This window comes from Dermacoccus sp. GAS27A (assembly GCF_044909235.1).
GTDB classification, from domain to species: Bacteria; Actinomycetota; Actinomycetes; order Actinomycetales; family Dermatophilaceae; genus Dermacoccus; species Dermacoccus nishinomiyaensis.
In genome coordinates this window covers 119,911-145,617 of record NZ_JBIYDW010000009.1, presented here as the reverse complement: position 1 = coordinate 145,617, position 25,707 = coordinate 119,911, and the positions used below count along the sequence as shown (strand labels likewise).

General features: G+C 68.6%; 20 protein-coding genes. 10 read left to right on the top strand and 10 right to left on the bottom strand.

Annotation, left to right across the window (positions count from 1 at the left end):
* Nucleotides 1-330, bottom strand: a 330-nt coding sequence (locus tag ABH936_RS11075; protein WP_404603268.1) for an SDR family NAD(P)-dependent oxidoreductase, incomplete at its 3' end; no start/stop codon positions are given.
* Between the two features lie 245 nt (nt 331-575).
* On the opposite strand from ABH936_RS11075, the gene ABH936_RS11070 reads away from it, so the two are divergent.
* Both ABH936_RS11070 and ABH936_RS11065 read left to right on the top strand, forming a co-directional pair.
* The gene (locus tag ABH936_RS11070) at nt 576-1,040 is read left to right on the top strand and encodes an NUDIX hydrolase (protein ID WP_038566879.1); all 465 of its coding nucleotides are present in this window, start codon (nt 576-578) and stop codon (nt 1,038-1,040) included.
* Nucleotides 1,041-1,216: 176 nt separating this feature from the next.
* Complete coding sequence (locus ABH936_RS11065) at nt 1,217-1,615, top strand: DoxX family membrane protein (protein ID WP_404603267.1); 399 nt, start codon at nt 1,217-1,219, stop codon at nt 1,613-1,615.
* A gap of 558 nt (nt 1,616-2,173) precedes the next feature.
* Here the strand turns inward: ABH936_RS11065 and ABH936_RS11060 are convergent.
* The 3 genes from ABH936_RS11060 to ABH936_RS11050 form a co-directional block, all read right to left on the bottom strand.
* Nucleotides 2,174-2,899: an SDR family oxidoreductase gene (locus ABH936_RS11060; RefSeq protein ID WP_404603266.1), complete on the bottom strand. Its 726-nt coding sequence runs from the start codon at nt 2,897-2,899 to the stop codon at nt 2,174-2,176.
* A 470-nt stretch (nt 2,900-3,369) separates the two neighbouring features.
* Nucleotides 3,370-4,563, bottom strand: a complete 1,194-nt coding sequence (locus ABH936_RS11055; protein ID WP_404603265.1) for an alcohol dehydrogenase catalytic domain-containing protein — start codon at nt 4,561-4,563, stop codon at nt 3,370-3,372.
* A gap of 474 nt (nt 4,564-5,037) precedes the next feature.
* A complete protein-coding gene (locus ABH936_RS11050) occupies nt 5,038-5,979 on the bottom strand; it encodes a 2-hydroxyacid dehydrogenase (RefSeq protein WP_404603264.1) in 942 nt (313 codons plus the stop codon).
* 35 nt (nt 5,980-6,014) lie between these two features.
* Between ABH936_RS11050 and ABH936_RS11045 the strand changes: the two genes are divergently transcribed.
* Nucleotides 6,015-6,350, top strand: coding sequence for a type II toxin-antitoxin system VapC family toxin (locus ABH936_RS11045; protein WP_404603263.1), 336 nt, complete (start codon nt 6,015-6,017; stop codon nt 6,348-6,350).
* 156 nt (nt 6,351-6,506) lie between these two features.
* Here the strand turns inward: ABH936_RS11045 and ppc are convergent, their stop codons facing one another.
* Nucleotides 6,507-9,404, bottom strand: a complete 2,898-nt coding sequence (ppc, locus tag ABH936_RS11040) for a phosphoenolpyruvate carboxylase (protein WP_404603262.1) — start codon at nt 9,402-9,404, stop codon at nt 6,507-6,509.
* 169 nt (nt 9,405-9,573) lie between these two features.
* Complete coding sequence (locus tag ABH936_RS11035; protein ID WP_404603261.1) at nt 9,574-10,740, bottom strand: MFS transporter; 1,167 nt, start codon at nt 10,738-10,740, stop codon at nt 9,574-9,576.
* A 375-nt stretch (nt 10,741-11,115) separates the two neighbouring features.
* Here ABH936_RS11035 and ABH936_RS11030 point away from each other — a divergent pair, with 375 nt between their 5' ends.
* A complete protein-coding gene (locus ABH936_RS11030) occupies nt 11,116-12,162 on the top strand; it encodes a lipid II:glycine glycyltransferase FemX (protein ID WP_404603260.1) in 1,047 nt (348 codons plus the stop codon).
* Nucleotides 12,163-12,223: 61 nt separating this feature from the next.
* Nucleotides 12,224-14,950, top strand: coding sequence for an ATP-dependent helicase HrpB (hrpB, locus tag ABH936_RS11025; RefSeq protein ID WP_404603259.1), 2,727 nt, complete (start codon nt 12,224-12,226; stop codon nt 14,948-14,950).
* 176 nt (nt 14,951-15,126) lie between these two features.
* On the opposite strand, the gene ABH936_RS11020 is transcribed toward hrpB, so the two are convergent.
* From ABH936_RS11020 to ABH936_RS11010, 3 genes are all read right to left on the bottom strand, one after another.
* A complete protein-coding gene (locus ABH936_RS11020; protein WP_165583838.1) occupies nt 15,127-15,738 on the bottom strand; it encodes an antibiotic biosynthesis monooxygenase in 612 nt (203 codons plus the stop codon).
* A 164-nt stretch (nt 15,739-15,902) separates the two neighbouring features.
* Nucleotides 15,903-17,996 (bottom strand): thioredoxin domain-containing protein, encoded by a 2,094-nt coding sequence (locus ABH936_RS11015; protein WP_404603258.1) that lies wholly within the window; start codon nt 17,994-17,996, stop codon nt 15,903-15,905.
* A gap of 114 nt (nt 17,997-18,110) precedes the next feature.
* The gene (locus ABH936_RS11010; protein ID WP_404603256.1) at nt 18,111-18,296 is read right to left on the bottom strand and encodes a hypothetical protein; all 186 of its coding nucleotides are present in this window, start codon (nt 18,294-18,296) and stop codon (nt 18,111-18,113) included.
* A 161-nt stretch (nt 18,297-18,457) separates the two neighbouring features.
* Here ABH936_RS11010 and hsdR point away from each other — a divergent pair, with 161 nt between their 5' ends.
* The 5 genes from hsdR (at nt 18,458) to ABH936_RS10985 (ending at nt 25,026) form a co-directional block, all read left to right on the top strand.
* Complete coding sequence (hsdR, locus tag ABH936_RS11005; RefSeq protein WP_160126175.1) at nt 18,458-20,911, top strand: EcoAI/FtnUII family type I restriction enzme subunit R; 2,454 nt, start codon at nt 18,458-18,460, stop codon at nt 20,909-20,911.
* A 74-nt stretch (nt 20,912-20,985) separates the two neighbouring features.
* Complete coding sequence (locus tag ABH936_RS11000; RefSeq protein WP_404603255.1) at nt 20,986-21,594, top strand: type IV toxin-antitoxin system AbiEi family antitoxin domain-containing protein; 609 nt, start codon at nt 20,986-20,988, stop codon at nt 21,592-21,594.
* Nucleotides 21,591-22,430 carry a nucleotidyl transferase AbiEii/AbiGii toxin family protein gene (locus ABH936_RS10995; RefSeq protein ID WP_131940536.1) on the top strand — a complete coding sequence of 280 codons (840 nt, stop codon included), beginning with the start codon at nt 21,591-21,593 and terminating at the stop codon, nt 22,428-22,430. Before ABH936_RS11000 ends, ABH936_RS10995 begins: the two co-directional genes overlap by 4 nt.
* Nucleotides 22,427-23,908: a class I SAM-dependent DNA methyltransferase gene (locus ABH936_RS10990; protein WP_131940534.1), complete on the top strand. Its 1,482-nt coding sequence runs from the start codon at nt 22,427-22,429 to the stop codon at nt 23,906-23,908. The genes ABH936_RS10995 and ABH936_RS10990 overlap by 4 nt, the downstream gene beginning before the upstream one ends.
* On the top strand, nt 23,905-25,026 hold the full coding sequence (locus ABH936_RS10985; protein WP_131940532.1) for a restriction endonuclease subunit S: 1,122 nt from the start codon (nt 23,905-23,907) through the stop codon (nt 25,024-25,026). The genes ABH936_RS10990 and ABH936_RS10985 overlap by 4 nt, the downstream gene beginning before the upstream one ends.
* On the opposite strand, the gene ABH936_RS10980 is transcribed toward ABH936_RS10985, so the two are convergent.
* Nucleotides 25,010-25,651: a RadC family protein gene (locus ABH936_RS10980; protein ID WP_131940530.1), complete on the bottom strand. Its 642-nt coding sequence runs from the start codon at nt 25,649-25,651 to the stop codon at nt 25,010-25,012. The genes ABH936_RS10985 and ABH936_RS10980 overlap by 17 nt on opposite strands.
* Nucleotides 25,652-25,707 lie beyond the last annotated feature (56 nt).

The window sequence follows — 25,707 nt, the reverse complement described above, 5'->3', positions numbered from 1 at the left end:
GGCGTCACCGGCAGCAGCGACCACGTCGCCGTGGGCGGTGGCGAGCCGTTCGCGCGTGGCACTGAGACGTTCGCCGTCGAGGTCGGTGAGGGCGATGACCTCGGCGATGTCGGCGGCGCTCGAGGCGTCACCGGCAGCAGCGACCACGTCGCCGTGGGCGGTGGCGAGCCGTTCGCGCGTGGCACTGAGACGTTCGCCGTCGAGGTCGGTGAGGGCGACCTTCGCGCCGCGTTCGAGCAGCGCCTCCGCAAGCGCCGCGCCGATCCCGCCTGCCGCCCCGGTCACCACGCACACCGCGCCGTGAACATCCATGTCTGCCACCTCGTTCATCGTTGTGAAGCATTGTTGAGCAATGCTCAATAGTTACCTCGATCACATCACAGACTGCGTCGGCCGCGCCAGGGGTTCATCGCCACAGGCTCTTCCGACCGGCGCCCGACCGGCGCCCGGCCGAGCGATCCGTGCGCATCTCAGCGCCGCCCGGCCACTGCCGGGCCGGGCGAACCACGCCCGCCCCTCGAACGACGTGCGACGACCTGCTCGGCTCCCCCGGCCCGAGACGATACGTTCGAGCCATGCCATGGAACCCACCAGAGATTCCCGCCTCCGCCGGCGCACTGCTCTTCGATCGTTCGGGGCGCCTGCTCATCCTCGAGCCGACATACAAGAGCGGCTGGACGATCCCCGGCGGCGCGATGGAGGCCGACGGCGAGAGTCCATGGGACGGATGCCGGCGCGAGGTGCTCGAAGAGACGGGGCTGGTCGTGACGAGCGGACACCTCGTCATCGTCGACACCCGCCCGGGCAAGCTCGAGCGCAAGCTGGGGCTGCGCTTCCTCTTCGACTGCGGCACCCTCGACGACAAGCAGATTGCCTCGATCCGCCTGCAGGCCGACGAGATCGCCTCCCACCGCTTCGCCGAACGCGACGAGGCGCTGGCCCTGCTGTCGAAGCCCGTCGGACGGCGCGTCGCGCACGGCTGGGGCGCCCCTCACTGCCTCTACCTCGAGAACGGTCGGCCGGTCGACGGGGTGAACTGACGCCCCGGGGCTCACCCCTCTGCGGTTGCCTCGGCCTGTTGACGCACCCCGCATCAGCCCGCAGGTCAGGCATCCACGCCCGCGGGAATGCGGATCGCAGCGCGACATCATAGGCTGGGCATCGAACGGAACGGCGCGCTCAGCGTCGTTGATTCTTCAACGAAGGTGGTATTCGCATGTTCAACCCCGGCAAGGCTCTCGGCCGCGCGATGGTCGGTTCGCTGTTCGTCTACGGCGGCCAGAACGCCATCAAGAACCGCGCTCACCTCGTGCCGATGATCGACGCCGCGCAGGAGCGCTACGGCCTCAAGGGTCGGCTCCCGCTCACGTCCGAGCAGCTCATCCAGGCCAACGGCGCCGGCATGATCGCCCTCGGCGCGGCGATGGGCCTCGGCATCAAGTCGCGTCTCGCCGCCATCGGCCTGCTGCCGTTGCTGGCAGCCACGACGGTCTCCGCCCACAACTTCTGGGACATCAAGGACGACCCGCAGGCCCGCAACCAGCAGATGACCGCCTTCTTCGGCAACCTCGCCGCCGCCGGTGGCCTCGTCACCGTCATCATGACGAAGAACTGACGCACCCGGCCATCGAGGTCTGAGACGTCTGCGATCGACGTCTGAGGAATCGCGGTCCGAGAATTCGACTGCGGCCTTGCGCCGCGTCACGCGTGAGAGCCGGAACCCTGCCTGGCAGCGTTCCGGCTCTCACGCGTTTTGTCTCGCAGCGGCGAGCGGCGCCAGCGGCGTCTCGGCTCTCAACGCGTGTCGCCGCGACGCACGTAGCGCCGGGCATCCGACGTGATCGGCTCGGCTCTCGCCGAATTGGTGGGCGGAGAACAGATCGGAAACCTCCCCGATCGCTTCCGATTGTCTGGCGAGCTTCTGCGACATCGACGAGACGCGTGCGCACCTCACGAGTCGACCTGGCACGTTCAGACCCTAGGTGCGAAGTGACGATAAGACGTCGACCAGCCCGATGTGCACGCGCACTCGATGAGCGACGGCTCGTGCCAGCGGGGTGTACCCACCCACCAAAGTAGGCACCCTCTCAGGTGTGCACTTTCGAAGATGCGGAATCTAGGGACGGTCCTCTTGGTGGTTTCCCTCGTTGAGGTGGCCGGTCTTGCCGGATGGTCATGCGATGCGTGCGCCGCCGTCGACGTGGATGGTCTCGCCGGTTACGAACGACCCTTCGAGCAGCCACAGGACGGCACGTGCGATGTCGTCGTTCCGCCCCACTCGGCCGACCAGGGTCGCGCGCCCGGAGTCCTCGAGAAATTCGTGCTTCGCGTTGTCTCCCATCGCATCCCAGCTGCCGGAATCGATGATGCCGGGCGAGATCGCGTTGACCCTGATGGGAGCGAGCTCCTTTGCGAGATGCGTGACGCCGTAGGTGACCGCCCCGTTCGTAATGCCCATGACGGCGTATCCGGGCGACGGGTTCCACGCGGCGACGCCGGAGAACAGCAGAAGGCTGCCGTCGGGGCGAACCGTCTTGGCTGCATGCTTCGCCAGCAACATCGGACCGATCACCTTGGCCTCGAAGGCGGAGACGACATGGTCGTGGTCGAGCTGCGAGACCGGCACGTTGTGATGCGCAGACGCGGTGGTGACGATGTGATCGAGTGGTCCGACCTCGTCCAGAGCGCGCACGATGCTGTCTTCGTCGGTGATGTCGATGCTGACAGCTCGCGCTCCGGGGATCCGCTCAGCGGCCTCGCGCGCTTTCACCAGGTCGCGAGCACCGATGACAGGTGTTGCGCCTGCTTCGTGGATGGCGTTCGCGATGGCGAACCCGATATCGCGCGCGCCGCCGATGATGAGGACGTTCTGGCTGGCCAGGGGCAGGGTGGCACTCATGGGGTTCTCCCTTGCGTTGCGGTAATGAGATGCGTTGTGCGGGGATCAGATGTGGCGACGCTCGCGCGCGTCCAGTCGCAGGGTGACAAAGGCAAGGGCCAACCCCGCTGCGGTCATCATAGCGCCGACGATGTTGGCCGAGGCGTACCCGAAACCGGCCCCGATGGCGGCGCCAGCGAGCCACGCAGACGGTCCGTTCGAGCCGACTGCTTCCATCGCACGAGGTGCCTGAACGCTTCCAGGGCCGGTCTGCCTCGACTTTGCGCAAGCGGGTGGCTCCGGGCCCGACTGTGCAATGTCCGAGGCGTGTCGTGTGCAAAGTACGGCGCATCTCGACATCGGTCAGCCGCATTCCTGGGCTATTGCAAAGGCCTGGTTTGAGCCAGTTGCCCAGGTTTGCCGGTGAACGTGTGAGTGGGGCCCCGCCAAATTTGGCGGGGCCCCACTCACACGTCAGGGGTGCAAGACGATCAGTGCTTGATCATCCCGTGCGGGTCGATGATGTACTTCTCATCCGAACCCTCGTTGAACTTCGCGTATGCGTCAGGGGCCTCGTCGAGGCTGATGACCTGGGTGTTCAGCATGTCGCTCAGGTAGGGCATGCGGTCCCACAGGATGGCCATCATGAGTTCACGGTTGTAGTGCATGATCGGCGCCTGGCCCGCGGAGATGCGGGGCGACTTGATCCATACCTTGCCGAAGTCGAGCGGGAAGGTGCCTTCCTTACCTTCCTGCGTCGGCGCGAGCGGGTCGGGCCCGTAGACACCGATGACGCCCGTGGCGCCGCCGGCTCGGGTTGCGTCCATGACCTGGTTGATCGCGGCCTGCGGCATGAGCTTGTCCGCGTCGGAGCCGATGCCGTGAGCTTCGGATCCGACGTAGTCGACAGCGCTGTCGACCATCGGCTCACCGAGGATGGCCTCGATCTGGTCGGTCAGGGGCACGTCCTGGGACAGGTCGATGGTCTCGCAGCCGTTGCGCTTGACGAGGTCGAGTCGCTTCTGGTCGTAGTCGCCGACGATGATGCACGACGCACCGAGCAGGCGGGCCGCAGCAGCGCCGCAGCGTCCGACGGGGCCAGCGCCGGCGATGTACACGGTGGAGCCCGGCTTGGCGCCGGCTTCCATGAGACCGTGGAATGCGGTGGGGAGGATGTCCGACAGCAGCGCCAGGTCGCGGATCTTCTCCATGGCCTGGTCCTTGTCGGGGAAGCGCAGGAGCTGGAAGTCGGCGTAGGGCACGAACATGTACTCGGCCTGGCCGCCGTCCCAGTTACCCAGGTTGAAGCCGTAGGCGGCGCAGGAGGCGTCGGGGTTCGTCGTCTCGCACACCTCGGTGTGGCGGGCGCGGCAGTTGCGGCAGCGGCCGCAGGCGACGTTGAAGGGGACGGAGACGAGGTCGCCCTCGGACAGGAACTCGACGTCAGGGCCGACCTCGACGACCTGCCCAGTCATCTCGTGACCCATGAGCATGCCCTCGGGCACCGGGAACGAACCGCGGTAGATGTGCAGGTCGGACCCGCAGATGTTCGTTGCGACGATCTTGAGAATGACGCCGTGCGGGGCCTTCTGGCCGTTCGGCATCTCGAGCTTGGGGTAATCGACGGTGTCGACTCGCATGTCTTCGGTACCGTGGAACACCACGGCGCGGTTACCAGTTGCCATGTCTTTCACTCCTTCGACCGCCCCAGCTCGAAGCGGCCCGTCGAGGGGCCCGTGGATTACGGGTCTGCCTGTAGCTAACCAGAGTGCGGTTGTTTCTTCCAGCCCGATGCAACCGCGTCGGGGCCTCCATGTCGCGAGTTGACTCGCCCGGGTTCGGTAGAGGCTGTCATTCGGCGCAAGGGTCGACAGCATGGCAGCACCAGGGGCTGGCGAAGATTCGATTGAGCCGAGTCTGCTGACGGTGCCTACACCCGAACCGGGTTCCAGCACGCGACCGCCGTCGCTACCCAACTCGCGCATCGCGTCCCACATTGCCTCCACGATGCCGGCGTCGGTGTGATGCGCGTTGATCGCGGTGCGTCGCGCGGCCTCGAACTCCTCCTCGCTCAGCACCTGCCGTAGCTGGGCTACGCCGAGGACGAGTCATGACGCTCGCCGCGAGGGTGGTCGTGGCGCAAGGGCCGTCATCGATCGTCAGTTGACGCGGGTGGGCAGCTCCTGGCCCGCACGGTGGGCGTCGATGTTGGCAAGGACGACGTCGGCCATCGCGCGGCGCGTCTCGTGCGTCGCGCTCGCGACGTGCGGGGTGATGACGACCGTGTCGAGGTCGCATAGCTCCTGCGGGATGCTTGGCTCGTCGGCGAACACGTCGAGCGCGGCGCCCGCGATCGCGTCATGCTGCAACGCCTCGATGAGCGCCTCCTGGTCGACGACGCTGCCCCGCGCAATATTGACGATGTAGCCGTTTTCACCGAGGGCGGCGAGCACGTCGGCGTCGACGAGCGCCTTCGTCTGCGCGCCGCCAGGAGTCGCGACGACGAGGACGTCGGCCCATTCGGCCAGCGCCGCGGGGCTCTCCTCGTAGTCGTAGGCGACGTCCTTGCGCGAACGATTGTGGTACCTGATCTCGCAGCGGAACCCTTCGAATCGCGTCGCGATCGCCTGCCCGATGCGGCCGAGACCGAGGATGCCGACCTTCGCTCCGGTGACGCGCCGCTGCAGCGGGTACGGGCCGTCACTCTTCCAACGACCCTGTCGCGCATACCGATCCGAGGCGGAGATGGCGCGCATGACGTCGATCGTCAGGCCGATGGCGAGGTCGGCGACACAGTCGTCGAGGACGTCGGGGGTGTTCGTCACCGGGATGCCACGCGCGGTGGCCGCGTCGACGTCCGTCGCGTCATAGCCGACACCGAAGTTGGCGATGAGTTCGAGGTTCGGCAGCGCGTCGATGAGGCGCGCATCCGCTCCGACGCCCGCACTGCTGACGACGACGCGGATGTCGGCGGCGTGATCGTCGAGCATCGCGCGTCGGTCAGCGCCACCGTGTGGCCAGGTCAGGGCGCCGTCATCGACGAGCTGCTCGACGAGCGGCGGGTACAGCCCGCCGGCGCCCAGGATCAGTGTGTCGCTCATGCCCTCATCGTGGCATCCCGGTCACGCTCGAGCCGATGCGCCCCGCGACGCGCGCGGCACCACGGAGCGGGGCACCCAAGTCCTACGTGTCGGCCGCCAGCGTCTGGGAGACGAAGATCAAGGTGCGCTCCGGCAGGCTGTCCGGGCCTGACGGCATCACGGCCCTCTGCGGGCGTGCCGGGCTCTGCGAGTTGCCCATTCTTCCTTGGCATGCCGATGAGGCGGCGCGCGTCAGCAGCGAACTGCCCCACCGCGACCCGTTCGACGCGATGCTCGTCACCCAGGCAGCCCTCGAAGACATGACCCTGGTGACAGCCGACCGCCATCTTCTCGGCACCTCGCTCTGCCGCACCCTCGACGTCTCGTGCTGAGGACGACCAAGCGAGCTTCTGGCGGAACCTGCGAGGTCAGCCCCCGCCCGCCACCCTGACCGCGATCAAGCGAGCCCGCTGGGCGAGCGCTGAGGAGTCAGCGTCAAAGATCATCGAACTCCGGGTGACCGGGCAGCGCGCTCGCGCGCTGCCCGGTCACCCCGAGTTGCGCAGCGCTGTCGCCAGTCCGTTCATCGTGAGCAGGATGCCGCGTTTGAGTTGGGGGTCATCGTCGCCGGCGCGGTAGCGGCGCAGGAGTTCGACCTGCAGGTGGTTGAGGGGCTCGAGGTAGGGGAAGCGGTTGAAGACGGAACGTTTGAGAGCGGCGTTGTCCCACAGCAGGTCGTCGTGGCCGGTGATCTTCTCGTACATGGCGAGGGTGCGGGCGTGTTCGTCGCGGATCTTGTCGAACACGCGCGCTCGCAGGTCGGCGTCTTCGACGAGTTCGGCGTATTCGGCGGCGAGTCCGAGGTCGGATTTCGCCATGACCTGCGCCATGTTGGAGATGACGGAGCGGAAGAACGGCCAGCGTTCGACATAGCCGCGCAGCTGCGCGAGGCGCGCGTCGTCGTCACCGATCCAGCGTTCGAGGGCGGTGCCCGTGCCGTACCAGCCGGGCAGCATGACGCGGCACAGCGACCACGACATCACCCACGGGATGGCGCGCAGGTCGGCGATCGACGACGTCGGTTTGCGTGAGCTGGGGCGGGAGCCGATGTTGAGTTCGCCGATCTCGGCGACGGGCGTCGACGTCTTGAAGTAGTCGACGAATCCGTCGGTGCGGTGCACCAGGTCTCCGTACGCCTCGCGGGCGAGGGCGGCGATCTCGTCCATCGCGGCGTAGGCGTCGTCGACCTCGGACGGTTCGAGACCCTCGACGTCGAGCAGGGACGACTCGATCGTCGCGGAGACGAGTGCCTCGAGGTTGCGCGTGGCGAGCTTCGGTTCGGCGTACTTGGCGGCGATGATCTCGCCCTGTTCGGTGAGGCGCAGCGAGCCACGCACGGCGCCCGGCGGTTGCGCGAGGATCGCGTCGTAGCTCGGGCCACCACCACGTCCGACGGTGCCGCCTCGGCCGTGGAACAGCCGCAGTCGGATGCCGGCTTCTTCGGCCACCTCGACGAGGTCGAGTTCCGCGCGGTACAGCGCCCAGTTGGCGGCCACGTAGCCGCCGTCCTTGTTCGAGTCGCTGTAGCCGAGCATGACCTCCTGCAGCCCTCCGCCCTTGCGTGCAGGTGAACCCGGGTGCATCTGCACGCAGTGGGTGTCGGCGGGCGCCGCCTTCGAATCGACGAGGGCGCGGTAGGCGGGGACGGCGAGCGCCGCGCGCAGCGTCGTCGCGGAGACCTGCAGATCCTCGATCGTCTCGAACAGGGGCACGATGTTGACGCTGCAGCGCGGACCGTCTGGCGTCACCGTCAGCAGCCCGGCCTCCTTGAGCAGGACGGCCGTCTCGAGCATGTCGGACACGCTCGTGCACATCGAGATGACGTGGTTCGGCACGGCCTTCTCACCGAACGTCCTGACGGCGTGTGCGGCGGCCGCGGTGATCGCGAGTTCCTTCGTCGTCGTCTCGCTGAACGTCGCATTCGGCCCGGCGAGGGGACGGTTGTTCGCGAGCTCCGCGGTGAGCAGCTCGACGCGGGCGTCCTCGTCGAGCGCGGCGTAGTCGTCGCAGACGCCGGCCCAGGCGAACAGCTCCGCGATGGTCGCCTCGTGCGTCTCGGAGTTCTGGCGCAGGTCGAGGCCGTAGAGGTGAAAACCGAACGTGCGCACCGCTTCTCGCAGCGTGGCGAGTCGGTCGTCGGCGATCAGGTCGTCACTGGTGCTGCGGAGCGAGGCGTCGATGACGTCGAGGTCGGCGAGGAACTCCTCGGGCGTCGCATAGGCGACGTACGGGTCGTCAGCCTCACCGCCCTGCCCCGCGCCGACGGCGCCGGCCGGCCCAGCCGCGCCCGCCGCGCCGGGATCGCCCGCATCAGCCCCCACGACGACCCCATGCGTCTCCATGAGTCGGTCGTGCACGTACGACAACGCCTGACGGTAGGGCTCGTCGTCGCGGGCGTCGCCGGCGTCAGCTGCGTGCTGCGCGAGGGTCAGCAACTCGTCCGTGACGGGCGCCATGCGTCGGGAGAGCGACAGGCTCGTCTGCAGCTTGTCGAGCTCGTCGAGGTAGTGATCGAGCGCCGTCTCCGCGGCACGGCGTGTGGCGTAGGCGACGACGTCACCCGTGACGTTGGGGTTGCCGTCACGGTCGCCACCGATCCACGAACCAGCCTGCAGCACAGGCTCATCCGCGATTCCAGCGCCCGGGAGCAGGGCCGCGAACGCGTCACGCAACTCGGCGTTGAGCGTCGGCATCACCTCGAAGAACGCGGCGTCGTACCAGCGCAGGCCCGCGTCGATCTCGTCGGTGATCGTGATCTTGCTCAGCCGGATGAGTGCCGTCTGCCATAGCGTCAGCACCCACAGCTTGATCTGGCGCATGTTCTCCGCGTCCTCGCTCGGGTCGAGCTGCATGCGCGTGCGCTCCCGCATGAGGCGCTTGATGTGGCTCTGCGCCTCGAAGACGGTGCGGCGGCGCGTCTCCGTCGGGTGTGCCGTGATGACGGGAACGACGGTGGCGCCCGCCAGCCGCTCGGCGGCCGTGTCCCCGTCGATGTGGGCGCCGGCGAGCTTGCGGAAGGTCGCCGCGAGCGAGCCGTCCTGCGGGTCCTCCCCCGCCGCGACGTGAGCGGCGCGGCGACGCTCACGGTGCAGATCCTCCGCGATGTTCGCGAGCAACGCGAAGTGGCTGAACGCTCGGATGACGTGGAGGGCGTCGCGCGTCGACAGCCCCGTCAGCGTGCCGCCGAACGACGCGCGGTCGACCTCCTGACGACGGACCCCGAACGCCTTGACCCGGGCGTCCTCGACGAGGCCGAAGACGCGTTCACCCTCGTGCTCGCGGATGACGTCACCGAGCAACCCGCCGAGCAGACGGATGTCGTCGCGCAGCGGCTCGGTGGCCGAGCGGTCCGCGTCAGTGGTCGTGAAGTGCAGAAGTTCTGACATGTTCGCCAGTATGCCGAGGCGGACCCCCGCGTTTCAGCGGCGTCCAGGCCGTGTCACACGCCCGAAACACGCTTGCGCCACGGCGTGTTCGAGCTCGGGGGATGCGGCGATGACCTGACGTGCACGAAATGGCGCGGCTGGGCCCTGCGTTGGCCGCGCGATGCAGCCCTCAGGCCGTGACGCGACGCCGGTACGCGAGCACCATGGCGGTCGCCGTCAGTGTGCCGACGATGGCGACGACGAACACGGTGTGGATGTTCGAGACGTCGAGGACGAACGCTCCGAGGGCGGCTCCGCCGGCGATCGCGAAGTTGAAGATGCCCGAATCGAGCGCTGCGGCGGGCTCGGCGTAGGGCCCGGCGCTCGTCAGTACCCAGTGCTGCAGCACGACGGCCATCGCGCCACCGAACAGTCCCCACACGCCCATCGCGGGGGCCGCGACGGCGGGGGTTCCCGAGAGCATGAGGCCCGCGATGCCGGCCGTCATGCCGCACGTGACGAGCAGCATCGCGAGCATCGGGCGACGTCGCATGATGGGCGCTGAGCCGACGTTGCCGAACAACCCGGTGATGCCCATGACGAGCAGCATCGCGCCGACACCCGCGGGGCTGACGTGCGCGAACTCCTGCAGCGCAGGGCTCGCGTAGGTGTACGCGCAGAACTGCGCGACGACGAGCACCGCCGTCACGAGCAGCGCGAGACGCACCGGGCCGATCGACCAGGCGCGGCGGTACCCGTCGGTCGTGAACTTCTCGTCGACGAGAACGCTCGGCACGAGGAACCACAGCGCCACGGCAATGACGAAGCAGAACGCGGCGAGCGCGTAGAACGCGACGTGCCACGTCCACGTCGTGCCGAGCCACGTGCCGATCGGCACGCCGAGGATCGTCGCTCCCGACGCCCCCGCGAACGCGACGGTGGTCGCGAGCGCCGCGCGTTCGTGCGCGACGATGCGGGAGGCGACGATGGCGATGAGCGCCCAGAACACGCCGATGCCGAGCCCGGCGCACAAACGCGCGACGAGGTAGACGGCGACGTTCGTGGCCATCCCGGACGCCGTGGTCGCGGCCGCGACGACGAGCAGTGCCGTGAAGAGCACGACGCGGCGATCGAGGGTGCCGATGGCGAGTGACGTCGACAATCCCATGACGCCGGCGACGGCGCCGGCCAGCGTCACGCCGAGGCCTACGGCTCCTTCGGAGGCGCCCAGGTCGTCGCTGATCAGGGTGAGGACGCCGATCGGCAGCTCCTCGACCGTCACCATCGCGAAGATGCCGAGGGCGAGCACGACCACCCCCGGCCACCCTGACGCCCGCAGACCCCTGGGCTCGTTCATCGCCCTCCTTCGACAAGATGGCCGCCCCACAGGATCGGGGGCGGCAGATGAACTCCCAGTTTCTCAGACCTGGCGCTCTTGGCGAATCGCTGCGCATCTGCGCGTCAACACCCGCCCCATCTGCGATTCCTGTCCCCATCCGCGATTTTCGTCCACATCTGCGATCCAGCGACCCAACGGCGATTCACGGACACATGTGACCGATAAGCGCCGTTGGGTAGGGGCTGATCGGGACCCAGGTGTCGCGCTCGCCGCCCGGCCCGGCTCCGCGCGGTGTCGACGACGTGCCCGACGTCGAGGACGGCGATGCTTGACGCGCGGGGTCGATGCGTCACGATGGAGGGGAACATCCATTCCCGAGACGTAGGACGCACCGTGACGGCGCCATCAGCCTCCTCCACCACATCAGCCCCCGACGGCTGGAACGCCTCCGTCGCCGCGAACCCCGACGGCGGCGCATTCTTCCAGCTCGCGGAGTTCGCCGAGATCAAGGCCGACGCCGGGTGGAGGCCCCGCTTCGTCGACGCGGGCGGGGTCGCCGTCATGGTGCTCGAGCGGATCGTCCCGCCGCTGGGGCGGCTGTGGTACGTGCCGCAGGGCCCCGGGCTGGCGGAGGGCAGCGACCCGTCGGGCGTGCTGACGGCGCTTGCCGTGCAGGCGAAGAAGCGCCTCGTCTTCGCGATCAAGTTCGAGCCGCAGCTCGTCGATTCACCCGAGAACCGGGCGGCGCTCGAGGCCGCGGGCGCTCACCGCACGACCGACGTCCAGCCCACGTTCTCGACGGTGTGGCTCGACATCCGGCCCGACGCCGAGACCCTGCTCAAGGGCTTCGACTCGAAGGCGCGCTACAACATCCGCCGAGCCGTCAAGGACGGCGTGACGACCGCCGAGGTGCCGATCGACGACGCCTCGTGCCGCACGTTCTACGACCTGTTCGTCAAGACGGCCGAGGGGCGTTTCGTCATCCGCCCCTACGAGTACTACCGCACGTTCTGGCAGACGTACGCGCGCGACGGCCGCGGCGCCTTCTTCTTCGCCTACTACGAGGGTGAGGTCATCTCGGCAGACTTCGTCATGATCAACGGCCACCTCGCGAGCCGCAAGGACGCGGCGTCGGTGCCCGTCAAGAAGGTGCGCGGCGCCGCGGCGCTGCTCGTGCTCGACACGATCAAGGCGCTCAAGGAGCGCGGCGTCACCGACTACGACCTGTGCGGCGCCCCGCCCTCGGATCGCGCCAAGGACGAGACGCACCCGCTCTACGGCGTCGGACAGTTCAAGACGGGGTTCAACAAGGAGGTCACCGACTACGTCGGCACCTGGCTGCTGCCCGTGATGCCGCTGCAGGCGAAGGCGTGGGAGGCCGGCGTCGAGAAGGCTGTGCGCAAGGCCCACTTCGTCGTGAAGAAGACGCCGTACTTCTGATCGGCGCCCGCGCATTCTGCGATTCGGGGTGAGATGCCTCGCGGGGCGAGAATAGGCCACGATGAATGCCCTCTTCGACCTCGACGCCATCGGACGCGGGCTGCCCTTCGCGACGGCCACCGCTGAGTTGACGCGCGCTCTCGACGCGGGCGCGTGCGTCGTCCAGGCCCCGCCCGGCACGGGCAAGACGACGCTCGCGCCGCCGCTCGTCGCGAACTGGCTCGCTGAGCGAGGCGACGCATGGCGCGACGTCGACACCGCAGCGGCCCGTGGAGCGACGCCCGGCCGAGCGGGCCGCGTCATCGTCACCCAGCCGCGCCGCGTCGCCGTACGCGCTGCCGCACGCCGTCTGGCACAGCTGACGGGGACGCGTCTCGGTGACATCGTCGGCTACGCAGTGCGCGGCGAATCCCGTTCGAGCGCAGCGACACTCGTCGAGTTCGTCACGCCCGGTCTGCTCGATCGGCGCCTGCTCGCCGACCCCGAACTGACGGGCGTCGGCGCCGTCATCCTCGACGAGGTGCATGAGCGCTCGATCGAATCCGACGTCGCGTTCGGCCTGCTCGCCGACGTACGCGCGCTGCGTGACGATCTCGTCGTCGTCGCGATGTCAGCGACGCTCGACGCACCGCGTTTCGCCGATCTCCTCGCCGCGACCACCACGTCGGGTGAGGCACCACTCGTCGATTGCCCGTCTGCGCTGCACCCGCTCGACGTGCGATGGGCGCCGTTCGACTCGCCCCGTCTCGACGCGCGCGGCGTCACCCGGGCCTTCCTCGAGCACGTCGCGCGCACCACGACCCGCGCGCTGGATGATGCCGACACTCATGCCGGCGGGCGTGGCACTGCCGCAGCGACGGACGCTGTCGCCAACTTGGCCGGCTTGCGGGGCTGCGACGCGCTCGTCTTCCTCCCGGGTGCGCGCGAGGTATCGATCGTCGCCGAGCAGGTGCGGCAGCTGCGCCCCGAACTCGACGTGCTCGAACTGCACGGGCGCATCGACGCTGCCGAGCAGGATCGCGCGACGGCCGGTCGCGGACCCGGCGAACCGCGCCGCGTCGTCGTCTCCACCGCCCTCGCGGAGTCGTCACTGACGGTGCCCGGCGTGCGCCTCGTCGTCGACGCCGGGCTCTCGCGCGAACCTCGACGCGACGTCGCGCGCGGCATGAACGGCCTTGTCACCGTGGCGTGTTCGCGCGCCAGCGCGGTGCAGCGTGCCGGCCGTGCGGCCCGTCTCGGGCCCGGCATAGCGGTGCGTTGCTACGACGAGCAGACGTTCGCGCGCATGCCCGAGCATGTCACGCCCGAGATGGCGACGAGCGACCTCACCGACGTCGCCCTGACGTTCGCGGCGTGGGGCACGCCGGGCGGCACCGGGCTTTCCCTGCCGACGCAACCACCTGCGCCCGCCCTGCGCGAGGCGACGCACACCCTCGTCGGCCTGGGCGCGCTCGACGCTGACGGTCGCATCACCGCCCTCGGCAGGACGCTCGTCGAGGTACCCGCCGACCCGCGGCTCGCCCGCGCCTTGCTCGTCGCGGCCGAGCGAATCGGCGCCCGATCGGCCGCGGAGTACGTCGCTGCACTCGCCGACGACGTCCGCTCGAGGGACGCCGACCTCGACCACGCGATCGCCGAGCTGCAGGGGCCGGCCCGTTCGCGGTGGGTGCGCGAGAGCGAACGCCTCACACGCGTCGTCGCGGCCGGCTCGAACGACGCCGGCGCCACCCCGGACCCCGGGTGGGCGCCCGGACACGCCGCGGCATCTCGACGGGCTCGCTCCGTGGACGCCGAGACCGAGAGCGACGCCGGTCTCGTCATCGCTCTTGCGTATCCGGAACGCGTGGCGCATCGCGTCGCCGAGGGCGTCTACCTCACGGCGTCGGGAACCCGTGCGGGGCTAGACGATTCACCGTTGACCGAGTGTGAGTGGTTGGCTGTCGCGGACGTCGCGCGTTCCGATGGTCGCGCCGCGCGTGGGACGGGCGCCGTCATCCGGTTGGCGGCCCCGATCACTCGACCGATCGCGGAGGACGCAGCGTCGCACCTGCTCGTCGACGAGGTGCGCGCGACGTGGGACGCGACCTCCGGCAAGGTCGTGGGGCGGCGCGTCAAGGCCCTCGGCGCGATCGAGTTCTCGGCGACACCAACGCCCCCGACGCCGGAAGTGGCGCGACAAGCCGTCGCGAATGCTCTTGCAGCGCAGGGGCTTTCGTTGCTGACATGGAGCGATGCCGCAGCGGCGCTGCGACGCCGTCTGGCTTTCCTGCACCACCACCTCGCCGACCCGTGGCCCGCGATGGACGACGACACACTGCTCGCCCGACTCGACGAGTGGCTCGCCCCGGAGCTCGACCGCCTCGCCCGTGGGGCGAAGCTCGCCTCCATCGACCTGACGGATCCGCTGCGTCGCCTGCTGCCCTGGCCCGAGGCGACACGTCTCGACGAGTTGGCACCCGAGCGGCTGCGTGTGCCCAGCGGCTCCAGCGTGCGCATCACCTACCCACCCCTCGACGAACCGGGCGGCCCGCCCATCGTCGCAGTGAAACTGCAGGAGTGCTTCGGGCTGACGCAGACCCCGCGCCTCGCCGACGGGCGCGCACCTGTGCTGTTCCACCTGCTGTCGCCTGCGCAGCGACCGGTCGCCGTCACCGACGACCTCGCCTCGTTCTGGGCCGGGCCCTACGCGGGCGTGCGCGCCGACATGCGCGGCCGCTACCCGAAGCATCCGTGGCCCGAGGACCCTCTCACACACGTCGCGACGGCGAAGACGAAGAACCGCCTCTGACGCCCGGCGGCACTTCGGAGGCACAATCCTGCATGGCCGAGTTGCAGTCCCCCAACTCCCAACTCGAGGGCCGCAACCCCGCATGGCTGAGTTGCAGTCCGCAACTCACCGGCCGACAGCCTCAACCCGCCTGGCGACGCCGCAGCTCTGACGTCCGCGTCACGCCGGCGCAGCCGTCACTCCTCGTGCAGCCACTCGTCGAGCACGCGGGTGGCGAACGGCAGCATGATGTAGGTCATGAGCGGCGTGAGGATCGACGTCTGGATCAGCGTGCGCAACACGACGTGCAGGCTCGCGATGTGCGGCTGCAGCAGGTAGGCGGCAAGCACCGACATCGGGAAGAACACCGCCCAGATCATCGTGGCCTGCTTCCACCGCGGCGGCGCGAGACGACGGCCGGGCGCGGGCGCTTCGCCGGGCAGGACGACGTCACTGCTGTGCGACGGCTCGTCGAACCATCCCTCGATGCCGACGCGCTTCTCGCCGCGGGTGTGCTGCACGATGTCCGCACCGAACGACAACCACCAGGCGCGCTCGGGGCTGCGATCCCACGCGTCGAGGCACGCCTGATTGCGGAAACGACACAGCATGTGCCATTCCTGCGAGTTGCTCGACGAGCGCACCCACCCGGTGCCGAGGAAGCCCTCGAACTTCTCCGCCATCGCCATGCCGGCATGCACCCAGGCCAGCACCTGAGTCTCGTTGTCGGTGCTCATGTGGCGCGTGAACGACACCGTCACGGGCGCCTCGTCAGGCGCGGTCTGGGCTGCAGCGACAGCATTCGTCATACCCGTCATCGTCGGGCATGCACGGCGCAGACAACGAACCGAACCGGTGTCACATGCGTCACGCCGACGACGCTCGCCGCCCAGGCAGCACGCCCCTGGGCACCCGTACCGCCCACCCTCATCACCCCCACGACGATCGGCGCTCGCCGCCCGCGCGGCGCACCTCAGATGTTCATCTCGTCCGCCCTCGTCACGGGGGCATCGCACACGAAACCCCGGCACACGTACGCCGTCGTCTGGCCGTCGACCGCAGGGCGATCTGCCAGCAACGGCACCCCGCCGACGTCGGCAGCGCCACGAACACGCACCAACCCCGGACTCGTCGAACGCCAGGCGCGCAGCCACATCTCATCCGCCTCGGCCGCATCAGGCGGCCCATCGACGGACCCCGCAGCCGCACCCCCATCCGCAGGGTCGACGACGGCGACCTGCACCGGCCCCGCAGCGAGCGCCTCCGCCGCAGCGAGCGCCCACCCGGCGAACCGCGGGTTCGACGCCATCACACCCACGAGGCCGGACAGACAGGCAAGAGCTCGCTCGCGGTATTCGCCGTGCCCCGTCAGAGCGAACGCCATGACGTACGCCGAAGCGAGCGACGACGCGCCGCACGGTTCGGCGTTGTCGCCGTCGGAGTGCGGCCTGATGAAGAGCTGCGACGCGTCCGACCCCGTGTCGTACACGATGTCGCCGTCGAAGAACAGGCGCGCCGCGTCGTCGAGCAGACCGATCGCCACCTCGGCATAGCGCGTCTCGCCATTCGCCTGATGCAGCACCAACAGCCCCTCGGCGAGGTTGCCGTAGTCATCGGCACACGCGAGCGCCTCGCTCACCCGGCCCTTGAGCGACGCCCGCCGCAACCGCCCGTCGACGACGTGGGTCGCGAGCACGACGTCAGCCGCCTCCCGCGCCGCCGCCACCCACGAGGGTTGTTCGAGGATCATCCCGGCCTCGGCGAGCGCGGCGATGGCGAGGCCGTTCCATGACGTGACGACCTTGTCGTCACGGGCCGGCTGCGGGCGCTCGGCCCGCACCGAGCGCAGCCTGGCCCGAACGTCTGACCACCACGCGTCCGGGGAGCGGTCACCCAGCACCTCGGGCGAGAAAAGCTCGGCGGAGTCACGACGCAGCTGCAGGGTCGAGCGGCCGTCTTCGAACGTGCCGTGACGGGTGACGCCGAGAAGCTCAGCGGCGCGCGCGCCGTCGCTGCGGCCCAGCACCTCGACGAGCTCCTCCTCGTTCCATACGTAGGTGAGGCCTTCGACGCCGTCGGTGTCAGCATCGAGCGCGGAGGCAAACGCCCCCTCACTGGTGCCGAGGCGCCGCATGATGAAGTCGGCCGTCTCGTAGGTCACGCGACGCGCCCAGTCGTCGCCTGTCGCGCGCCACAGGTGCGCGTACACCCGCAGCAGTTGCGCGTTGTCGTACAGCATCTTCTCGAAGTGCGGCACGACCCAGTCGACGTCGACGCTGTAGCGCGCGAACCCTCCGTCGAGCTGGTCGTACATGCCACCGCGCGCCATCGCCTCGCCCGTGCGGCGAGCCATCGCGAGGGCGTCCGCGTCGCCCGTGCGGGCGTGGTGACGCAGCAGGTGCTCGAGCGTCATCGACGGCGGGAACTTGGGCGCGCCACCGAAGCCGCCCCGGCCGTCGTCGAACTGGCGACGCAGGCCGACCACGACACGCGTCAGATCGACCCCCACGAGCTGTCGTTCAGCCCGATCGCCCTGCCCGAGCAGGTCATCTCCCCCAGGCCCCAAACCCGTCGCCTCGGCAGGCGAGCGCGTCTGCATCGCCTCGACGATGGAACGCGCTGCTTCCTCGACGCGCGCCCGATCGTCACGCCACAACTCACCGATCGAGTGCAGCAGCGACGAGAACTGCTCACGCGGGAAGTAGGTTCCGGCGTAGAAGGGCTCACCGTGCGGCGTCAGCAACACCGTCATCGGCCAGCCGCCGTGCCCGGTGAGCGCCTGCGTGACGTTCATGTAGACGGCGTCGACGTCCGGGCGCTCCTCACGATCGACCTTGACGGCGACGAACCCCTCGGCGAGCTGCGCCGCGATGGCTGTGTCCTCGAACGACTCGTGCGCCATGACGTGGCACCAGTGGCACGCCGCGTAGCCGACGGACAGCAGCACGGGCACGTCACGATGTCGCGCCTCGGCGAACGCCTCGTCACCCCATTCGTGCCAGTCGACGGGGTTGTCGGCGTGCTGGCGCAGGTAGGGGCTCAGCGAGGCAGCGAGTCGGTTGGCCATGACCCCAAGCTAGGACCCGACACCGACAACCGCGTCATCCCAAGGGATTCAGCATGCAGAGCGCCCCCGTCACGATCATCACGTGAAGGGGGCGCACATCGTCAGGTATCCGGTTCAGGCGGCTCGCGACAACTCGGCCGCCGGCTCGAGCGCCGCGACGGGCGCCTCGTCGGTCTCAGCGTCCGGCGTGACCATGACGTCGTCGAACATGCGCGTCTCGACCCCCGCCATCACGAAGACGAGGACGAACATGGTCACGACGAAGAGAACGGCCAGACCGAACGCTGCTCCAAGGCTCATGCCTCCACCCTGACAGGTTTGCGCTCATAGCGGAACCCCGACGCGCGGCGGGGGTTGGTTGCATTGACATATGTCACATTGGCGCCTCATCGAAGAGCGCTGAGCGCCGGTGGTTCGCAGAATCCGCCATCCTCGTGGAGGACGTCACTAGGCTGGCGTCCGTGACGGATGATTCGCTGGAATGGGAGACGTGCCGCGACTTCGTGGTGCCGGCGCTGAGGGAGGCCGGCTGGCGCGACGAGAACATTCGCGAGCAGTTCGCCCTCCGCGCCACCCGCGCGGACCGTCGCAGCGGGTTCGGCGACGGGTTCGCCGATTACGTCCTGATGTCGCCCAACGGTGAGGTGCCCCTGGCCGTGGTCGAAGCCAAACGCTCGCGTCGCTCGGCCGCCGACGGTCTTGCGCAGGCCATCCGGTACGCCGAGCAGCTCGGGGTCACGTTGACCTACAGCACGAACGGCGGCTCGTTCATCGAGCGGAACTTCACGACGGGCGCCGAACGCGTTGTGCCACGACCTGCGTCGCCGATCGAGGCGTGGGCCGAGTACATCTCGGCGCGCGGCCTCGATGCCGAATCGGCGGAGCTTCTGGACCAGCCCAGCAACCGGCGCATCATCGACGGCGAGCGGGTCCGAACCTTGCGCTGGTATCAGGCCCGCGCCGTCCACGAGGCACTCGCGGCGATCGCTCGTGGTGAGCAGCGCGTCCTCGTCCTCATGGCCACCGGGACGGGCAAGACCTTCACCGCGATGCAACTCATCCACAAGCTGCGTGAGTACGAGCGGCACGTCCGCCCGGGCAGTAACTACCGCGTCCTCTACCTCGCCGACCGCACCGAGCTGCTGCGTAGCCCTCATGAGAAGGTGTTCAACCCCGCGTTCGGCCACGAACCCAACCTGCGGGTGCGCGGCAAGGTCAACCTCAACCGTGAGATCTACTTCGCCACCTACCAGGCGTTGCTCAACGGGCAGGACGACGAGGCGCTGCTCGCCTATCCCTCGGACTTCTTCGACCTCGTCATCGTCGATGAGTGCCACCGCGGTTCGGCGCGCGAGAATTCTCTGTGGCGCGGCGTGCTCGATCACTTCTCCAGTGCAGTGCAGGTCGGGATGACGGCCACCCCCAGCGAGGCAGACGACGCGGAGACCTATCGCTACTTCGGCAACCCGGTGTTCACGTACACGCTGCGTCAGGGCATCGAGGACGGCTATCTCGCTCCGTACGACGTCCTGCGCGTCCTGCCGAGCCCTGACGAGGAGGGCTGGGAGCCGCTGCGTGGCGAGGTCGACATGCACGGCAACGCCATTCCTGAGGGTGTCTACAGCACGAGGGATTTCGAACGCAGGATCTCGCTTCTCGCACGGACGCGAGTGGTCGCGGAGCATCTCACCCGCCTGCTCGCGCGTCACCCGGGCGAACGCGCCATCGTGTTCTGCGTCGACCAGGATCATGCGGAGCAGATGCGCTCGGCGCTGGCCGCGCTCAATCAGCCGCTGATGCAGCGCACCCCAGAGTGGGTCGCCCGCATCACCGGCGACGAGTGGGAGAAGGATCGGCTGCTCGAGTCGTTCACCTCGACCGAGGAACCGCGCACGCCGATCGTCGTGACCACGTCGCGCCTGCTGTCGACGGGGGTGGATGTCGTCGACCTGCGGTTCGTCGTCCTGTTCCGGGCCGTCGGGTCGAAGACGGAGTTCAAGCAGATCGTCGGACGGGGGACGCGACTGTATCCCGAGGCGGGCAAGACCCACTTCACCGTCGTCGACTACGTCGGTGCGAGCCGTCATTTCCTCGATTCCGATTTCGACGGCTACCCGCCGCACATCGAGAACGTCGTGATCCACCGCGACGGCACCACGACGCGTTCCGAGGCTGACGGCTCGGCAGCACCGGACGCGGGATGCGGCGATCTGCCGCCCGTCGACCACCCGGATTCGGACGGCTGGGCCGATGCCGACGGCGCCGTCGACATCGACGGCGCGAGCGTCGGCGATCCGGGCGCGCCCTTCGCCGTCGTCCCCGGCCCCGCGCAGCCGCCGCGCCCGCCGAAGCTCGTGGTCGACCGCGCGTCCGGCATCTCGATCACCGGCGAGTTGCGTTTCCGCGCCGACACGAGCGGGGGCGGGCTCCAGCTCGTGGAGTTCGAGCGCTACTTGCGCACCACGTTGGGTCGGGTCGCGGGCACTGCGGATCAGCTTGCCGCCGAATGGGCGACGCCGGCGGGACGTGCCCGCGCCTTGGCCGAACTGGAACGGGCGGGGATCCGGCGCGAGGACATCGCGGCACCGGGCACCGAGATGATCGACCTGTTCGACGCCCTCACCCATCTCGCGTTCGACGCCCCGATGCCGACTCGCGCCGAGCGCGCCCGCCGCGCCCGGGCTGCCCACGAATCGGAGATCGAGGCTCTTCCCACGCAGGCCCGGGCGGCGATCGAGGGGCTGCTCGAGCGTTACGTCGAGCACGGCGTCGACGACATCAGCACCGGCGAGGTCCTCTCCCTGCCGCCGCTGTCCCAGGTGGGGAGCAAGCGGGAGATCACGCAGGCCTTCGGCGGTGTCACCGAGTTCAACGCCATGCTGGGGACGGTCCAAACCTGGCTGTACTCAGCATGATCTTGAGTTAGGCATACACCGCTGCCGCTGAAACTAAAGATTTTATTGAGGCGACGCCGGGCTATGCTGGGACCATGCGCACCGACCGCCGCGAGCTGCGTCTCCGCCTCGAGCGGATGGCTTTCACTCAGTCCGGCTACTTCACTGCGGCGCAAGCCCTCGACGCCGGGTACTCCTACCAGGCGCAGAAGTACCACGTCGATGCCGGCAACTGGCTTCGCGTCGAGCGAGGCCTGTTCCGCCTCCCGCACTGGCCGGTCGAGGAGCACGATCATCTCGTGCGCCTGCAGCTCGCCGTCGGTCCGCAGGCCGCCTTCTCCCACGCCACGGCGTTGGCGCTTCATGGGCTCTCGGACAGCAACCCCCGCCGCCTCCACATGACGGCCTCGAGTGGCAGAGCGCTCACGGATCCGTCCGTGATCGTGCATCGGGGCCACCTCGGCGACGAAGACGTCGAGACGCGTTCCGGCTGGCGGGTCACGACGCCTGTCCGCACACTCATCGATGCGGCCGGTGATGCCGAGCTCTCCCAAGAGATCGTCGATGACGCCGTCGCAGACGCCGTCGAGCGCGGCCTCACGACGGCTCGGAGACTGCGGCGGGCCTCGGACGAAGCGCCCGCCGCGTCCGCCCTGCGCGTGGAACGAGCGCTGGGCCGCCTCGCGGAGCGTGCCGCGCGATGAAGCATTCCGACGCGTCCAGATCGTTGGGCCACCGCATCCGCAACGCGGCACGCGAACGCTGTGTCGACCCCGCCCGCCTACGCCGGCAGATCGCGTTCCAGCGGCTGCTCGCCCGGCTCGCTCTCGACGAGGCATGGGTGCTCAAGGGCGGCTTTCTGCTCGAAGCACGGTTCGAGGCGCAGGCGCGAACCACCAAGGATCTCGATCTCGTCCACGCCGAGACCGGCCTGACGGCACTCGACGTGCAAGATCTGCTCGACGAAGCACTCGACCGGGATCTCGGTGACTCATTCTCGTTTCGGGTCGGCCTCCCCCGGCGCCTGCGCGATGCCGACGATGAGGGGGCGTGGCGGGTCGGCGTCGAAGCCTCGGTCGGCGGCACGAGCTTCGAACATCTCACTCTCGACGTGGTCACTCAGGCCGCCGAGACGGCGGGGGCGGTCGAGACCGTGGAGATCCCGAGCCCGCTGATCCCGTCCGCAGCACCGGCGGTCCGGATCCGCGCCGTCGACCTGGCACAGCATGCGGCGGAGAAGGTGCACGCCTATTCGCGCATCTACGCCCATGACCGGCCGTCGTCCCGGGTGAAGGATCTCGTCGACCTCGTCCTCATCATCGAATCCGGCGCGCTCGATGCTGCGCGGTTCGCGGAGCGTGTCGACGTCGTCTTCCGCGTCCGTGACGGCGCTGCAGCGCCCGCCGACCTTCCCGCGCCGCCGGCCTCGTGGCCCACGCCGTACGCGGCGATGGTCGCCGATCTCGACGTCACGTCTCGCACCAGCGACACCGCCTACGCTTTCGTCCGCACGTTCTACCAGAAGTCGAGGAACCGATGACCCAGCCCGCGACAACCCGCGCGCAACTGCAGAACATCGTCAAGGAATCGCGCGCCATCATGCGCAAGGATGCGGGGCTCAACGGTGAGCTCGACCGACTGCCCCAGCTCGCGTGGCTGCTCTTCCTGCGGGCGTACGACGAGGCGGAGCAGGATCGCCCCATCGGGAACCCGGGGTACGTCCCAGCCATCCAGGGCCGGTATCGATGGTCCGAGTGGGCCCGCGGTTCGATGACCGGCGAGCCGTTCCTCGAATTCGTCGACACGCAGCTCCTGCCGCACCTGCGCGACCTTCACGGTTCCGACGATCCCACCGACCCGCGCAACACGATCTCCGCGGTCTTCCACGACGTGCAGAACCGCATGATGAGCGGTTTCCTGCTCAAGGATCTCGTCGCCCAGATCGACAAGATCAGTTTCGCGAGCAACGACGACATCCACACGCTCGCACACGTCTACGAGTCGATGCTGCGGGAGATGCGTGACGCAGCCGGCGATTCCGGTGAGTTCTACACCCCGCGCCCGCTCGTGCGTCTCATGGTCGACCTCGTCGACCCTAAACCCGGTGAGACGGTGATGGATCCGGCTGCGGGCACCGGCGGCTTCCTCATCGAGTCGCTCGAGCACATGCTGGAGCAGGCGCCGGGCAGCGTCGAGCGGCAGAAGGTGCGTCAGAGCGTGCGCGGCATCGAGAAGAAGCCGCTGCCGTTCCTGCTGTCCCAGATGAACATGCTGCTGCACGAGGTCGATCGACCCCGCCTCGTGCGCACCAACACGTTGTCGCAGAAGCTCGATCAGGTGCGCGGCGACGGCGTCGACGTCGTCGTCACCAACCCCCCGTTCGGTGGTGAGGAGGAATCGGGGGTTCTCGAGAACTTCCAGACGAGCCTGCGCACCACCGAGACGGTGTGGCTGTTCCTCCAGCACGTCATGGCCCGCATCGAGAAGTCACCGACGGGGCGGTGCGCGATCGTCGTGCCCAACAGCGTCATGTTCGACGCCGGTATCGGCGGGCGCATCAAGGCCAGGCTCATGGAGAAGTTCAACCTCCACACGGTGCTGCGCCTGCCCGAAGGCGTGTTCGCGCCGTACACGATCATTCCGTCGAACGTGCTGTTCTTCGAGCGCGGCCCGCAGAGCGACGACGTGTGGTTCTACGAGCACCCCCTGCCCGAGGGCCGCAAACGCTACACGAAGACGAAGCCGCTGCAGTTCGAGGAATTCGCCGACTTCACGACGTGGTGGGGCGGCACCTCCCACGAAGGGCGCACCGGGAACGAGCACGCCTGGCGCGTGAGCGCCGATTCGATCCGCGAATCGGGCTACAACCTCGACCTGCACAACCCCCACACCGCCGACGACCTCACGCACCGCCCCGTCGCCGAGATCGTCGACGAACTCATCGCCACCGAGCACGAGATCCTCGCCGTACTCGACGACCTCAAGACCACCGTCGCGGGATTCGAGGTGCACTCATGACGGACATGGTGCCGTTGGGTGAACTCCTGGAAGCAGCTCGAACCCCTGTCGCCATCGACCCCACGCAGGCCTACCGCCCCGTGGGCCTCCGAAGCTTTGGAAACGGCATTATCCGCTACCCCCAAGCGCCCGCTCATGAACTCTCTAAACTCCGATACTTCCGTCTTGCGCCTAGCCGCATTGTCATCAGTAACATCAAGGGTTGGGAGGGTGCGGTAACGACCACGACGGAAGACGAGCATGGATATATTGCCTCCAACCGTTTTCTGCAATATACCTCCCGGGGAAACGCGGACCTCAATTACGTGAAGCATTACCTGCTGTCCGAAACAGGGATTGGGTCACTAGGGCAGGCGTCACCGGGATCAGCCGATCGCAACAGAACGCTATCCATCAAGAACTTCGAGAGGATCGAAATCCCCCTCCCCGACCTCGCCGAGCAGAAGCGCATCGCCGACTATCTGGACACCACGGCATCGACGGTCAGCCAGATCATCCGCCAAGGCGCAAACAGAGCGTCGCTTCTCCGCTCCGTCACCCATAACGAGCAGCCCGGGGTATCGGTCCCCTTGGGCGAGTTGGTGTCACGCGTGCGCCGACCTGTGCCCGTACGGACCGACGATTCGTATGGACTGGCAGGGGTGCGCTGGTACGGGGATGGCGTTTTCCACCGCGAGACGCGGTACGGACGCGACCTCTCGGCGAAGACACTTTACGAAGTAGCGCCCGGGGACCTCGTCTACAACCGACTGTTCGCTTGGAAGCAGTCCTTCGCCATTGCGGAGAGCCATCTTTTCGCGTCCAACGAGTTCCCCACCTACGAGATCGACCGTACCCGAATTCTCCCGGAAGTCCTTCTTGCCCAGCTCCTCTCACCACAGTTCACCGCCCTCGTAAACCAGGCGAGCACTGGGAGCACTCCGACCAGCCGGAACCGGTTGAAAGAGGAGAATTTTGAAAGCCTGCCCGTCACGGTTCCAGAGCCTCACACACAGCGGTCCCTGGCCATGGCGTTACGGCTCGCAAGGGATGCTCAACTACTCAACCTCCGGTCGCAGACGTTCGCCGAAGCCCTCCTGCCTGCCGCGCGCAACGAGGTGTTCAGTGCGTTGATGTGATGCTGGCCCACGCGTCGCCGTCGGTGACGACGACGTGGTCGAGCAGGCGCACGCCGACGACGTCGCAGCCGGTGCGGAGGCGATGGGTCGCGTCGAGGTCGGCGCGGCTCGGCGCGGCGTGCCCGCTGGGGTGATTGTGCGCGACGGCGAGCGCGACGCCGTCGTGGCGCATCGTGAGGGCGAGCAGCTCCCGCACGGGCAGGCTCGCGCCCGCGGCGCCGCCGCGGCTGACGACACTCGTGTGCAGCGGCACGAGGCGGGCGTCGAGCACGAGGGCGAGGACGTGCTCGACCCGTTCGTGGCCGATGTGGGCGCGCGCGAGCGCCGCGATGTCGGCCGACGACCGCAGGGGCCGCGTCGGGCGCTGCCCGCCGCGCGAACCGAGGGCGAACGCCGCGACGAGTCGGCTCGCCTTCGCGGGGCCTACCCCGGGCGTCCTGGCGAGTTCGGGCACTTCCGCGCGCGCCAGCCCGGCGACGCCGCCCCAGGCGTCGAGCAGGCGGTGGGCGAGCACGAGCACGGGGGCCCCTTGGCTGCCCGTCCCGAGATGCAAGGCGACGAGTTCGGCGTCGCTGAGCGCGGACGCGCCATGGATCATCAACCGCTCCCGGGGCCCGTCGCTCATCACCCTTCGACGGTACGGCGACGCGCAGCGACGCGGCGTTCGTCATCCACAGGCCC